The following is a 13,755-nucleotide window of genomic DNA, read 5'->3' on the forward strand; positions in this document are numbered from 1 at the left end:
CCTTGTCTATAACTCACTCTATCTTATCTTATTTATCTTCGTCAACTTCTTCATAATCTACATCAACGGTATTATCATCATCACTCTGTCCAGAAGCTCCTTGCTGTGTCTGTCCAGCCCCCGGTTGGCCCTGTGCAGCACCCTGCTGTGCCTGTTGAGCCTGAGAATACAGTTCAGTACTTAATTCGCTCAGCACTTCTTTAAGTGCTTCCATCTTTTCCTTGATTTCATCTATATCTTCATCTTCAGATTTAAGTGTTTCTTCCAGTTCATTTTTGGAAGCCTCTACTTTATCTTTAATATCATCACTAACTTTATCTCCAGCTTCTTTCAGTGTCTTTTCAGTTTGATGTACAAGGGCATCTGCTTCATTTCTAGTCTCAATCTTTTCTACACGCTTTCTGTCTTCTTCTTCGTGTGCTTCTGCATCCTTTACCATTTCTTCAATCTCTTCTTCGGACAGACCACTGGTAGACTTAATAGTAATTTTCTGTTCATTTCCTGTGCCTTTATCTTTAGCTGAAACATGAACAATACCATTTTTATCTATATCAAATGTGACTTCAATTTGTGGTACTCCACGTGGTGCAGGTGGAATATCTGTCAGCTGGAAGCGGCCCAGTGTTTTATTATCTTTGGCCATCTTTCTTTCTCCCTGCAGAACATGGATATCAACACTTGTCTGATTATCTGTTGCAGTCGAGAAAATTTTACTCTTTGATGTTGGAATGGTAGTATTTCTTTCTATCAGTTTGGTAAATACTCCACCAAGAGTTTCTATACCAAGAGATAGTGGTGTTACATCAAGTAGTACAATATCATCAACTTCTCCAGCTAAAATACCTCCCTGTATAGCTGCACCAACTGCAACAACTTCATCAGGATTAATACCTTTGTGAGGATCTTTACCGATCAGATTTTTTACAGCTTCCTGTACAGCAGGTACTCTAGTAGAACCACCAACAAGTATAACTTCATCTATGTCAGAAGTATCCATATCTGCATCTTTGAGAGCTTTTTTTGCCGGTTCCATAGTTTTATCAATTAAATCACTAATTAAACTTTCAAAAGTTGCTCTTGTAAGATCTAAATCAAGATGCTGTGGACCATCTTCGGTCTGAGTAATAAACGGCAGATTAATATTTGTCTGCTTAACACTGGAAAGCTCTATTTTAGCTTTTTCGGCAGCATCTTTTAATCTCTGCAGAGCCATTTTATCTTTTCTCAAATCTATCCCGCTCTGCTTTTTAAATTCTTCAGCTATATGATCAATAATTCTCTGATCAAAATCATCTCCACCAAGGTGATTATTACCATTGGTTGCAATAACTTCAAAAACTCCATCCCCTATATCAAGAATAGATACATCAAAAGTTCCACCACCGAGATCATAAACCAGAATTGTCTGCTCTTTATCATCGGTTAATCCATATGCAAGAGCAGCAGCTGTTGGCTCATTGATAATTCTTTCTACTTTTAACCCTGCTATTTTACCAGCATCTTTAGTTGCCTGCCTCTGGCTGTCTGTAAAATAGGCAGGAACAGTAATTACTGCCTCATCAATTGTTTCTCCAAGATACTCTTCTGCATCTCTTTTCAGCTTCTGCAAAATCATAGCAGATATCTGCTGAGGAGTGTATTTTTCATTATTCAGCGTAACTGTATAATCAGAACCCATATGTCTCTTAATAGAACTTACGGTCTGGTCAGGATTGGTAATCGCCTGACGCTTTGCATGTTCACCAACTATTCTTTCACCTTTTTTGGAATATGCAACTACAGATGGTGTAGTTCTTCCACCTTCTTTATTTGGTATAACAGTTGGTTCTCCACCTTCCATAACTGCCATACATGAATTAGTTGTTCCTAAATCAATACCAATTACTTTACCCATTTTAAATTCCTCCTTATATATAACTTTCTGTAATTTTAGTTAACAGGCAACCTTAACCATTGCCGGCCTAATTACTCTACCTTCAACAATATAACCTTTCTGCAGTACTTCAACTACTGTACCTTCTTCCTGATCATCAGCTTCAACCTTCATAATTGCTTCGTGAAATTCAGGATTAAATTCTTCGCCAAGTGCAGAAATTTCTTCAATGCCTTCTTTATTTAATACAGTTATAATTTGGCGGTAAATCATCTCGACACCGTTGAAAAAATCGCCTTCCTGGTCAGCAGAATTAAGTGCTCTTTCGAAGTTATCAATTACAGGTAATAGATTTTCGCAGAGCTCTATTTTACCTTTTAGAGTCATTTCTCTTTTTTCTTTTTCAGATCTTTTTCTATAGTTAATAAAATCTGCCTGCAGACGCTGCAGTCTGTTAAGCAGATCATCAACTTCCTTATTTAATGCATCAATTTTAGTATCTTTCTTATTGATTTCATCAATAAGTTCCTGTTTTGAAACTTCAATTTCTCCATCTGTTTCTGTTTCATCAAATTGATTTTCCTCTTCAGAAACATTTTTTTCTACTTCCAATTCGTCTTCAGGCTGTATATTATTATTTTGATCAGCCTCATTTTCCCTATTTATATTTTTTTCTTCGGCTTTTTCCATTATTATCACCTACTTGCTTTTGAAATTAATTTTCCTAATAAATCAGATATAATATCAACAGATAAGATAACCTTTGAATATTCCATCCTTGTTGGCCCTATAACACCAATTTTACCAACTGCTCTATTGGCAAGATAATATGTTGCCACAACCAGGCTGCAGTTCTGCATATCCTCTATACCATTTTCCTGACCAATCCTTATTTCAAGATCAGAATCAGAAAAATCACTGATAAGACTGCTCAATATATCTTCCTGCTCCAGCAGTTTTAGCACTTTTTTTAATCTTTCTATATCATTAAATTCTGGCTGTTCAAGTATATATGATGTTCCACCGAGATACACTTTGACATCTTCTGGTTCAAAAACATCTTCGATTTCAGAATATATCTGCTTAATTATTTCTGCTGAAATATCAATCCGGGAAAGCAGTTCTTTTTCTACTCTGGTTAGATATTCAGCTGTTAAAGAAGATAAGAATTTGTTTTCTAACTTATCACTTAAAAATTTGTTTATATAAGCCAGTTTTTTGTTTGATAATTTTTCCTGAACTTTAACAATTTTATTGTTAACCATTCCTGTATCTGTAACAAGAATAATCAGGAGTGAATTATCTTCCAGTTCCATAATCTGTACTTTTCTCAACCTACTTTCCTGAATTTTTGGTTCACTAACTAGTGAAGTATAATGTGTCATATTGGAAAGCATTTTTCCCATTCCAGAAATAATATCCTGCACACTCTTCATATCATCGTATATATGTTCTATTTTTTGTATCGATGAAGGGGCCGGATTTATATTTTTTTTGACAATTGTATCAACATAAAAACGATATCCTTTATCTGAAGGAATTCTTCCTGCAGATGTGTGGGGCTGTTCTAAATAACCAAGTTCTTCAAGATCGGCCATCTCATTCCTTATTGTTGCAGGACTTACATCTAGATTATATTTTTTAGCTAAAGTACGAGACCCGATTGGAGATGCTGAAATAATATGCTCCTGAATAACAGCCTGCAGTATTTTCTTTTTTCTGGCATCTATTTCTTCAACCATTATTTTCACCCCATTTTTAGCACTCATTAAATTAGAGTGCTAATAACTATTATTAAAATAACATATTGTATTTTTTTTGTCAAATCTTTTAAAAGTCAATCAAGGTAAAAAATGTGCAAAAACTTCATTACCCAGCAGTTTTCCTCTTTCTGAAAGAAAAATCCTTCCATTTTGTTCATAAATCAGCTCTAGTTTCATTAATTTTTTTATTTCTTCTTTATAAAGATCATCAAAATTTATATAAAATTGTTTTTTAAATAATAATCTGCTCAAACCACTTTTTTTTCTTAAGTTTAAAAAACTGTACTCTGCAGCCAGATCTTTTAGAGAAAGAACTGTATACTCTCTCTCCGGAAAGCCTGATTTAAAAATCATATCTATATAATCGTTTAGATCTGCAGTATTGGTATATCTTGTTTTTCCATCAAAACCACTTGCTGACGGTCCCAAAGCCAAATAAGGGGTAAAATCCCAATAAAGATAATTATGAATGGCTCTGTAACCATTTTTTGCAAAATTCGATATTTCATAGTGCTTATAACCACAATCTTTCAGCAGTGAAACTGCCTTTTTATACATAGAGGCATCAAGTTCCTGATCAAACTTTTTAATTTTTCCCTTCACAAGATCATTATAAATTTCTGTACCTTCTTCAATTTGAAGATTATATAATGACAAATGGGGAGGAGAAAAGGATATTGCTGTATTTAAATCACAGCAGAAGTCATCCATCGTCTGTCCAGGTACCGCAAAAATAATATCAAGACTGTAATTATTAAAATATTTTTTTACAAGTTCTATCTTTATTTTATTTTTTTTTGAACTGCTTTTTCTACCCAAAAATTTTAAAATATTATCATCAAAAGACTGTACCCCCAGACTTAGACGATTAATACCCACTTGACGATAATTAACCAGACGTTTTTGGCTCAAACTATCCGGATTTGCTTCAAGAGTAATCTCCATATTTGGGGGATAATTGAAGTTCTTCTTTATCTTTTTTAAAATCTTAAAAATATATTCTGAACTTATCAGAGAGGGAGTACCACCACCAAAATATACAGATCTAATAAGTTTCTTCTGTACAGAAGAAAGCATATTTTCTAATTCTATAAAAAGTGCTTCAAAATATTTTTCCACAAGGCTTTTTTTATATCTGCATGAATAGAAATCACAGTATCTGCATTTATTGGCACAAAAAGGAATATGAATATATATACCAAATGGCTTTTCGTAAGACAGTTCAATTTCACTTTCATAAGATAATTTATTACTAATCTGCATCATTTTGCTCCAGTACTGTCATAAATGCCTCCTGAGGTATTTCTACACTTCCAACCTGCTTCATACGTTTTTTTCCTTCTTTCTGTTTTTCCAGCAGTTTCCTTTTCCTTGTGATATCTCCTCCATAACATTTTTGGAGAACATTTTTCCTCAAAGCAGGTATATTAACCCGTGCAATGATTTTACCTCCTACAGCTGCCTGTATGGGAATTTTAAACATATGTTTCGGAATCACTTCTTTGAGTTTTCTGGTGAGATGATTTCCTATATGATAGGAATTTTCGTCATGAACTATGGTAGAAAGTGCATCAACAATTTCATTGTTAACCAGTATGTCCAGTTTTACCAGATTAGATTCTTTATAACCTTTTAACTCATAATCTAATGTTGCATAACCCCTGGTTTTAGATTTCAGCAGATTAAAAAAATCAGTAATAATCTCACTCAAAGGCATTTCATACTTCAGTGCAACCCTATCCTGATCAATATAGCGCATATCTTTAAACTGTCCCCTATTATCCTGACAGAGCTCCATTGCCTGGCCCACATATTCTTCTGGCAGATGTATTTCTGCATCGACAAATGGTTCCATAATTGTATCTATTTCATTGGCATCAGGAAAAAGAGCCGGGTTTTCTATTTCCAGTTCTTCACCATTATTTTTTATTATTTTATATTCAACACTGGGAGCAGTTATAACAAGATCAAGATCATATTCTCTTTCCAGACGCTCCTGTATAACTTCCATATGCAGAAGTCCCAAAAAACCACATCTAAATCCAAAGCCAAGTGCCTCTGATGTTTCCGGTTCAAAAGTAAAGGAAGCATCATTTAACTGAAGCTTTTCTAATGCTTCCTTTAATATTTCATAGTCAGCATTATCAGATGGATAAAGGCCACTAAAAACCATCGGTTTAACTTTTTTATAGCCGGGCAGCGGTTCTGAAGCTGGATTGTTCGCATGAGTAATTGTATCACCAACACGACAGTTTTTTACATCTTTAATTCCAGAAATAATGTAACCTACTTCTCCAGATGTTAAGCCATTCTGTTTTGTCATATCAGGTGCAAAATAGCCTACTTCATTGACTTCATAAGTTTTTTTATTTGACATCAGCATTATTTTGTCACCTTTTTTAACAGTACCCTCCATAATTCTTACATAAGCAATTACACCCTGATATGAATCATAAAAGGAATCAAAAACAAGTGCTTTTAGTGGTTTTTCATTTCCCGCATATGGAGAGGGAATTCTATCTATAACTGCATCCAGAATCAAATCAATATTTGTACCTTCTTTTGCACTGGCAAGAATAGCTTCATCAGGATCTATACCTATATCAACCAGCTGCTCCTTAACGCGATCAGGTTCAGCACTTGGAAGATCAATTTTATTTATAACAGGAATAATTTCTAAATCATGTTCAAGAGCCAGATAAATATTGGCCATAGTCTGAGCTTCAACTCCTTGAGCTGCATCAATCACAAGAATTGCACCCTCACATGCTGCCAGGCTGCGGGATACTTCATATACAAAATCGACATGACCAGGCGTATCGATTAAATTAAGCTCATAACCTTTATAATCAATTTTAACAGCCTGAGCTTTAATAGTAATCCCTCTTTCCCGCTCTAAATCCATTTTATCCAGAACCTGTTCTTTCATTTTTCTATCTGTAATAGTATTAGTATATTCTAACATACGATCAGCCAGAGTAGATTTCCCATGATCAATATGTGCGATTATACAGAAATTCCTTATCTTATCTGTCTGCAAAAAATTACCTCCTTAAAATGCCCGAATTCTGCCCATATTATAACACCGGCATTATCTTTATTCAAGTTGAAAAAAAGTTATAAAATGGTTTATAGTAAGGAGTTTCCCAAAATTATTTTTATAGTTGCAAAAAAAATGGGAAAACTCCTTTGTAGATTGGCTTGCATTTTATAACGGCACATGGTAAAATTGAAATGTTGCAAATTAAATGTTGAATAAATATTTGAAACTAAGTTAAGAGGAGGTGAATTTAGATGCCTATTATTAAGTCTGCTAAAAAGAGAGTTAAAATAACAGAAAAGAAAACAGCGCTAAATCGTGAGTGGAAAAATAAGCTTAAAGATTCTATCAAAGCTTTTGAAAAAGCAGTGGAAAATGGAGACAAAGAAGCTGCAGCAGAACAGTTGAGAGAGACTACAAAGGTCATCGATAAGGCTGCCACAAGAAATATCATTCATAAAAATAATGCAGCCAGAAAAAAATCTCGCCTCACTAAAATGTATAATAATATGTAATTTTAAATTAAAAATATAATTATATTTTTAATAAAACTCTTAAACTCATCCACCTGGATGAGTTTTTTGTTATAGAATAATTGCCTTCATAATAATCATCTCCACGGCCATATTTTGATCCGGATAATAACCTGTTACAAAATTATAATTTGCCTGAAGAATTTCTTCCAGAATATTTTCTAATTCATGCTGTGTAAAATTTTTACTTCTCTGCAGAGCTTTTTTTACAGGATAGGGATGTTTATTCAATTTTTCTGCTATTTTTTTGTGATTTGTTGTATATCTGCTGTAAAACTTAACTTCCATAAGCAGACGTATATGATTGGCCAGCATAGTAAGTAAATAAAGTGGGTAGGCTCCTCTATTAATCATATCCTTTAAACTCAGCAGTGCTCGGGCTGTTTTTTTCTCACCTATTAAATCCAGAAAATCGAAAATTTCTCTGTCTTCAATTAAACGATCTCTGCTTATAACTTCTCTAATATCACCAAATTTTATTTTGTTTTTTTCCGGAAATCTAGTAATTATTTTTTCTATCTCACTTTTTAAAATATCCAGCTGGTTGTTAAACATATCTTCCAGTGTTTTTACTGCCTGGCTGTCTATTGATTTATTATGTGCTCTAAATTGTTCGTTAATCCAGTGATCAAGTTCCCTGTATTTGGGAGTCTGCAGTTCAAAGAAGACACCTTCCTTTTTAATAACCCTGTATAATTTTTTTCTTTTGTCTATCGAGTCAGAATTAAAAAACAGGAAAACGCTGCTTTCCGGTATTGAAGCAATTATCTGCCCTATTTTTTCAATTTCTTTTTTATTAAAATCAGATCCAGAATCAACTTCACTTAATATAAATCTCTTCTCATATCCAACCGGTGGTGTGTTTAAAACAGTTTTCAATCTTTCAATATACCTATCTCCACTTTTAACCAGTGAAAGATTAAAACCCCTAATTTCTTCAGGTATAAATTTTTTAATAAATTTATTTTTAAACTCTTCCCGCAAAAAATCGTCTTCACTTTCTACATAATATATCTTTTTTAATTTCTCATTATCATTAAAATAATCGGAAATCTGCAAAAAAACCAACTCCTGAATATTTTATTCTTTTATTCATTCTATTTATTATTCTATCACATCAAAATCAATATTTGTAGCTTTTTATCAGCCAGTTATTTAAAATTCTAATACTAAAAATTTTAATATTTCTTTATCTCCTTTTCTTATCAGTTTTTAATTAAAAGTATCAACATATATTTGTTTTTTGCTGCTTTTTAACATAACAGCACCATTTTTATCAGTTCTTAAATATGGTATCTGCCTTTTTCTGAGTTTTTGTATAACTTCTTTAGAAGGATGTCCGTAATTATTTTTCCCCACCGAAATAACTACCAGATCAGGTTCTGTATAATCAAGCAGTTCAGCAGAAGTAGAAGTACTGCTCCCATGATGTCCTGCTTTTAAAATATTAATTTTTCCCAGCTTATTTTCATTGAGTATTCTTTTTTCTCCTTTAACGGATAAATCTCCGGTTAAAAACATTTTTGTATCTCCATACTGCATAAGAAAAGCCAGGGAATTATCATTTTTATCATCGGTAAAATTTTGTTGAGAAGGATTGAGAAAATCTATATACACTTCACCTATCTGAAAAGAATTTACTTCACTGAGTTTAAAAATTTTGCTGTGATTTTGGCTAATCGAATTATAATATTTGTTTTTCTCTAGAGATGAGGGAATTAAAATAGCTTCAACTTCTTTTCTAGCTATTATAAATTCTGCACCACCAGCATGATCAGAATCAAAATGTGTTATTAAAAGATAATCTATTTTATCTATACCCCGATAATTCAAAAAAGGAATAATATTATAATTTGCATTTCTTCCATCAGCTCCAGGTGGACCTGTATCAACCAGCATGTTTCTGCCATCAGGGAATTTTATAAATATACCATCACCCTGCCCCACTGATAAAAAGACTACTTCTAAATTTTTATTAAAGTCTGGATTAACAAAAAAAGAAATTAATATCATTATAAATATAAGTGGAAGTATTATCTTTGCCCTGCCAAATTGCTTTCTTTTTAAAGGAATTATTCTTTTTTTATATATATATGGAAGACAAAACAGCACTACATAGTATATCAATACTATAAACAAATTAGGTGTAGCAATTATTAATATTTTTTTCTGCAGTAAATCCATTATTTTTAGTAAAAAAAATAAAAAATCTATACCCAAATTTACAGGTGGAACTAAAAAATTCGCTGCTGTTAAAGAAAAAAAGGAAACTATCATTAAAAAGAACGACAGTGGGAGCAGCAGACCAACAAAAGGTATCAGCCATATATTAGTCAAAAAAGCAATATAACAATATTTATTAAAATAATATGCAGTAAGTGGAAAAGAAGCTAATTGTGCAGCAGCAGAGGCCTTAAAAACTGCTGCTGTATTAAAAGCACGCAAAAATTCACTTAAAATAACAAGTGATGTAACCAGCACATAAGAAAGCTGTAAACTAACTGTAAAAAGAGAAGCAGGACTTACAAGTAAATTTATTATCATTGTTACTCCTAGCAGGTTGAGAAAATCTCCTTCTCTATTAAACTCGTCTGACCACAAATATAAAAGTGCCAGTACAGAAGCTCGGATTACTGAAACACTTCCCCCTGTTATAACAAGATAATTAATTGTAAAAAAAGTTATAAAATATAATGAAAGTCTTCTACTGAAAAATATTTTAAAACATATTTTGGATAAAAACAATATAATAATACCAATATGAAGTCCTGAAATTGCAAGTAGATGTCCTGCACCAGTTGACTGTAAAAGTTCTTTTTGTTCAAAACTCAAATGTTCTTTTTCTCCTAAAAGAACAGCCAGCAAAAATGAATGCTTATCTTTAGAAAACAATTTTTTTAGAATATTTATTAATTTTTTCTTCAACCTTATTAGAGGTTTTAATAGAGAAAATCCATTTTCAATAAACTTAACGTTTTTCAACTGCCATGTCTCCGCAAAAACTCCCTTTTTCTTCATATATTTACGGTAAGAAAAACCACCTGGATTTTTTTGCTCTTCCAGCAGAGATAACACTGCCTTAAATTTAATTAAATCATTATCTTTAAATTTAATCAGTTTTTTCTTTGGCACTTTAAGTAAGCCATATTTTACTTTTCTACCATCGATAAGTTTCGGTTTAAAATAATAGTATTTTCCTTCCAGATTAGAAATAGGTATTTTTAAAGATGCCAAAATAGAATGGCTTTTATTATCTGCATAATTTGTAATTGAAAAGCTGCTGGTGTATTTATAATTTTCATAAATAAAAAAAGTAAAACCTATTAATAAAAATATAAGCATAATATTAAAATATTTTCTGCCTAATTGTTTTTTATCAGCTACCGTGGAATATATTAAATAAACTAATGAAATTAATAAAAATAAAATTTTTGCTCTATTAAAAAATTCTAAATATATTCTGGCGAGTAAAATTCCAGCAAGCAGAGCAGCACTAATATAAAAACAGGGCCTCCTTTTCATCTTAAAGAAATTTCACCCTTTATTTTTTCAAGAGTTTTTTCTCCTATTCCACTTACATTAAGCAGCTGATCAAAAGAAGTAAAAAAACCATTGTTATCTCTGTAATCTATAATATTTTTTGCTTTCCCTGGTCCAATACCTGTTATTTTTTCTAATTCTTTCCGATTCGCTCTATTAACATTTATTTTGTCATCAGGGAGACTGCTGCCATTTTCCCCGGGCTGTTCAATAAACTTGATTTCGTCTGCTGCTCTTTTTTTGGGAATTTCAATCTTTTCTCCATCAATCAATGGTGATGCAAGATTAATTTTTTCTTTATCAGCCTTTTTAGTAAATCCTCCTGCCAGTTCAACTAAGTTAATAAGCCTATCATCTGAAGCTACCTGATAAACACCGGGATTTTTTATTTCCCCAGTAATATAAATTATTATTTTCTCATTTTCTTTTTCTCGTAAAACCTTACTACTGCTTTCTAACATAAGATCAGTATTTTCCTTTTCCTGAATTTCTCTGATATTACTTCCGGCACCATCAAAATAATATGAGACAGCCAGAAATAATATCATAATAAATGTTCCTACAAATTTTATTTTTTTCTTCATATCAGCACCTCCACTTATATACTTCGAGGTAAATTTTAAAATTCCTGTAAAATTTTGTAAATTTAGTGCTGAAAAAATACCGGCTTTCAACCGGTATAAAATTTAATTATTTTGATAGTAAATGACCTTTTGTTTTTTATTATTAAATCATTTGCTATTTATTTAATTCTCCGTGAAAAATAATAATTATGTTTTAATATATAACATCATCCTAAAAATAGTTTTTGATAATTTCAGCCAGAATAGTTTTTCCTGAAGCTATTCCCTCTGCAGTACCAATCAAAATGCCTGTATATCTAAAACTCTTTAAATATATATTTTATTATATCTTTTATTTTCATTTTCGGCAGTAACCTCATAAACTTCTTCAATTACAACATTATTTTTTTTCATCAGCTGTAAAACATCTTTTAAATTTTCATTAAATCTAACTGCTGAACCACAATCCGCTGTTATTTCAGGTGGAACAGGAACAATTCTATAAGAAATATTTTCGGAAGAAAAAATCTTTTCTGCTTTTATGGAGTGATGTGTAGACTGAAATACCAGAAGGTAATATTTGTTTTTTTCTACCACTTTAATACAACTCCTTTGTCTCCATCAACCACTTTACCAATTACTGCAGCATCAATATCCTCAGTATAGAGGTCAATCAAAAAATTTGAAGCATCTTCTTCACTAATGGAAATCAAAAGCCCCCCGGAAGTTTGAGGATCAAACAGGAGATCATAAATAATATCTTTTCTATCACCTTTTTCCATTACAAATTTTTTATATGTATCTCTATTGGTATAAGCACCTGCTGGTAATAACCCCATTTCAGCAAATTCATCTGCTCTATCCAGAACAGGAATAGAATCTGGTTCAATTTCAATTGTTCTTTTACTACCTTCTGAAAGTTCAAGAAGATGCCCTATAAGACCAAACCCAGTAATATCTGTACAGGCATTTATATTGTACTGTGGAAAATATTTAACAGCTTTATTATTCAATTCAGTCATTGACTTTACAGCATGATTTGACAGATCACCACTTATGAACCCTGCTTTTATTGCTGAAATCATAACTCCAACACCAATTTTTTTGGTCAAAACAAGAAGATCTCCACTCTGAGCTTTTGAGTTAGTCAATAAATTACTAGGATGAACTGTACCGGAAACAGAGAGTCCGTATTTAGGTTCATCATCAACTACAGTATGACCACCACACAAACTGGCACCAGCTTCTCGAACTTTATCAGCTCCACCTTTTAAAATTTGTGCCAGTATATCGTTTTCTAGACAGGATGGAAATCCAACAATATTCATTGCTAAAATTGGTTCTCCCCCCATGGCATAAATATCACTTAGCGCATTTGCAGCCGCTATTTGTCCAAAAAGATAAGGATCATCTACAACTGGTGTAAAAAAATCTACAGATTGAATTAATGCCAATTCATCAGAAATGCTATAAACAGCAGCATCATCTGCATTATCTAAACCTACAATTAATTTTTCTCTATCAGCTGGAAAATCCACTTGACACAGAACCTGTGCCAGGGCATCAGGACCCATTTTTGCTGCTCAGCCAGATGTTTTACTGTAATCTGTTAGTTTAATTTTATCCACAAATTCACCAACTTTCATTAAATTTACCTATTAAATATGTTTTAAACTGCTTTGATTTTATATTCTTACAAAATTAATGCTTTACCATTATTAATGCTGTCTGCAATTTCGTACATATTGCTTATTTTTCCAACTTTAATTTTATCTGTTAAATTATAATAATTTAAACATGTACCACAAACTAAAATATCAGTTCCCTTTTCTTCTAATTCCTTTAACACTGAAATAGTTTCAGGATAAATAGTAGTTAATTTAACTCCAGAATTTATAAATAGCAATTTTTTAGGCCGAGGAGTAATATCTAGCAGGGTACTTAAAAAACCCTTCATTAGAATTTTACCCAGTTCTTTTTCTCCTTCACCCATATTCTCAGATCCAATTAAATAAACTTTGGCATTATCATTTTGAGACTCATTAGTAACAGTCCCTTCTGGCGCTGTTATTAAAATTTTAAAAAAGTCTTCTCCCTCTTTTACAGTCGAATAACTGCAGTTCATCTTTTTGGCAAGTTTGGCAACATTCTCTGCGGCAATTTCATTATCAACAATAGTAGTTATTTTAGTATTATCATCAAGAGCCTTTTTTGTTAAAACTACCGGTTTTGGACAGTCCATTCCTCGTGCATCAATTTCTTTCAAATTATAAACCTCCTTCAAATAATTTATAATATTTACTAATGAAAATTATAACATATATTTATTACTATCTCAATATCATATTTATCTGGACTTTCCCCATTTTTTATATACTGCTGCAAAAAGGGGAGATGCAGGAATATTGAAATTTTTAGTCAATGAATCTTAACGAAATGAAGG

12 protein-coding genes are annotated in these 13,755 nt (G+C 32.1%); 1 reads left to right on the plus strand and 11 read right to left on the minus strand.

Going from position 1 to position 13,755, the window contains the following annotated elements; translation table 11 throughout:
• Positions 1-28: 28 nt before the first annotated feature.
• The 5 genes from dnaK to lepA form a co-directional block, all read right to left on the minus strand.
• Positions 29-1,894 (minus strand): molecular chaperone DnaK, encoded by a 1,866-nt coding sequence (gene dnaK, locus DFR78_RS08330; protein ID WP_114458378.1) that lies wholly within the window; start codon positions 1,892-1,894, stop codon positions 29-31.
• A 39-nt stretch (positions 1,895-1,933) separates the two neighbouring features.
• Positions 1,934-2,563, minus strand: coding sequence for a nucleotide exchange factor GrpE (grpE, locus tag DFR78_RS08335; RefSeq protein ID WP_114458379.1), 630 nt, complete (start codon positions 2,561-2,563; stop codon positions 1,934-1,936).
• Between the two features lie 5 nt (positions 2,564-2,568).
• Positions 2,569-3,615: a heat-inducible transcriptional repressor HrcA gene (gene hrcA, locus DFR78_RS08340; protein ID WP_114458380.1), complete on the minus strand. Its 1,047-nt coding sequence runs from the start codon at positions 3,613-3,615 to the stop codon at positions 2,569-2,571.
• Positions 3,616-3,714: 99 nt separating this feature from the next.
• Positions 3,715-4,899, minus strand: coding sequence for a radical SAM family heme chaperone HemW (hemW, locus tag DFR78_RS08345; RefSeq protein WP_114458391.1), 1,185 nt, complete (start codon positions 4,897-4,899; stop codon positions 3,715-3,717).
• Entirely contained in the window at positions 4,889-6,676 is a 1,788-nt protein-coding gene (gene lepA / locus DFR78_RS08350; protein WP_114458381.1) for a translation elongation factor 4, read from the minus strand. The genes hemW and lepA overlap by 11 nt, the downstream gene beginning before the upstream one ends.
• A gap of 254 nt (positions 6,677-6,930) precedes the next feature.
• Between lepA and rpsT the strand changes: the two genes are divergently transcribed.
• Positions 6,931-7,191: a 30S ribosomal protein S20 gene (rpsT, locus tag DFR78_RS08355; RefSeq protein WP_114458382.1), complete on the plus strand. Its 261-nt coding sequence runs from the start codon at positions 6,931-6,933 to the stop codon at positions 7,189-7,191.
• Positions 7,192-7,260: 69 nt separating this feature from the next.
• Here rpsT and holA read toward each other — a convergent pair whose 3' ends face one another.
• The 6 genes from holA to yedF all read right to left on the minus strand — a co-directional run bounded on the left by holA (position 7,261) and on the right by yedF (position 13,578).
• Positions 7,261-8,268, minus strand: a complete 1,008-nt coding sequence (gene holA / locus DFR78_RS08360; RefSeq protein WP_114458383.1) for a DNA polymerase III subunit delta — start codon at positions 8,266-8,268, stop codon at positions 7,261-7,263.
• A gap of 153 nt (positions 8,269-8,421) precedes the next feature.
• The gene (locus tag DFR78_RS08365; RefSeq protein WP_114458384.1) at positions 8,422-10,731 is read right to left on the minus strand and encodes a DNA internalization-related competence protein ComEC/Rec2; all 2,310 of its coding nucleotides are present in this window, start codon (positions 10,729-10,731) and stop codon (positions 8,422-8,424) included.
• Positions 10,728-11,333, minus strand: coding sequence for a helix-hairpin-helix domain-containing protein (locus DFR78_RS08370; protein ID WP_114458385.1), 606 nt, complete (start codon positions 11,331-11,333; stop codon positions 10,728-10,730). Before DFR78_RS08370 ends, DFR78_RS08365 begins: the two co-directional genes overlap by 4 nt.
• A gap of 306 nt (positions 11,334-11,639) precedes the next feature.
• The gene (locus DFR78_RS08375; protein WP_158531739.1) at positions 11,640-11,909 is read right to left on the minus strand and encodes a DUF3343 domain-containing protein; all 270 of its coding nucleotides are present in this window, start codon (positions 11,907-11,909) and stop codon (positions 11,640-11,642) included.
• On the minus strand, positions 11,903-12,940 hold the full coding sequence (selD, locus tag DFR78_RS08380) for a selenide, water dikinase SelD (protein ID WP_114458392.1): 1,038 nt from the start codon (positions 12,938-12,940) through the stop codon (positions 11,903-11,905). Before selD ends, DFR78_RS08375 begins: the two co-directional genes overlap by 7 nt.
• A gap of 65 nt (positions 12,941-13,005) precedes the next feature.
• Positions 13,006-13,578 carry a sulfurtransferase-like selenium metabolism protein YedF gene (yedF, locus tag DFR78_RS08385; protein WP_114458387.1) on the minus strand — a complete coding sequence of 191 codons (573 nt, stop codon included), beginning with the start codon at positions 13,576-13,578 and terminating at the stop codon, positions 13,006-13,008.
• Positions 13,579-13,755: the final 177 nt, after the last annotated feature.

Source organism: Halanaerobium sp. MA284_MarDTE_T2, assembly GCF_003337245.1.
GTDB lineage: Bacteria > Bacillota > Halanaerobiia > Halanaerobiales > Halanaerobiaceae > QPJE01.

Excerpts from the sequence above, each read along its gene's own strand:
- dnaK (WP_114458378.1), bottom strand. The coding sequence starts at position 1,894 with ATGGGTAAAGTAATTGGTATTGATTTAGGAACAACTAATTCATGTATG.
- grpE (WP_114458379.1), bottom strand. The coding sequence starts at position 2,563 with ATGGAAAAAGCCGAAGAAAAAAATATAAATAGGGAAAATGAGGCTGAT.
- hrcA (WP_114458380.1), bottom strand. The coding sequence starts at position 3,615 with ATGGTTGAAGAAATAGATGCCAGAAAAAAGAAAATACTGCAGGCTGTT.
- hemW (WP_114458391.1), bottom strand. The coding sequence starts at position 4,899 with ATGCAGATTAGTAATAAATTATCTTATGAAAGTGAAATTGAACTGTCT.
- rpsT (WP_114458382.1), top strand. The coding sequence starts at position 6,931 with ATGCCTATTATTAAGTCTGCTAAAAAGAGAGTTAAAATAACAGAAAAG.
- DFR78_RS08365 (WP_114458384.1), bottom strand. The coding sequence starts at position 10,731 with ATGAAAAGGAGGCCCTGTTTTTATATTAGTGCTGCTCTGCTTGCTGGA.
- DFR78_RS08370 (WP_114458385.1), bottom strand. The coding sequence starts at position 11,333 with ATGAAGAAAAAAATAAAATTTGTAGGAACATTTATTATGATATTATTT.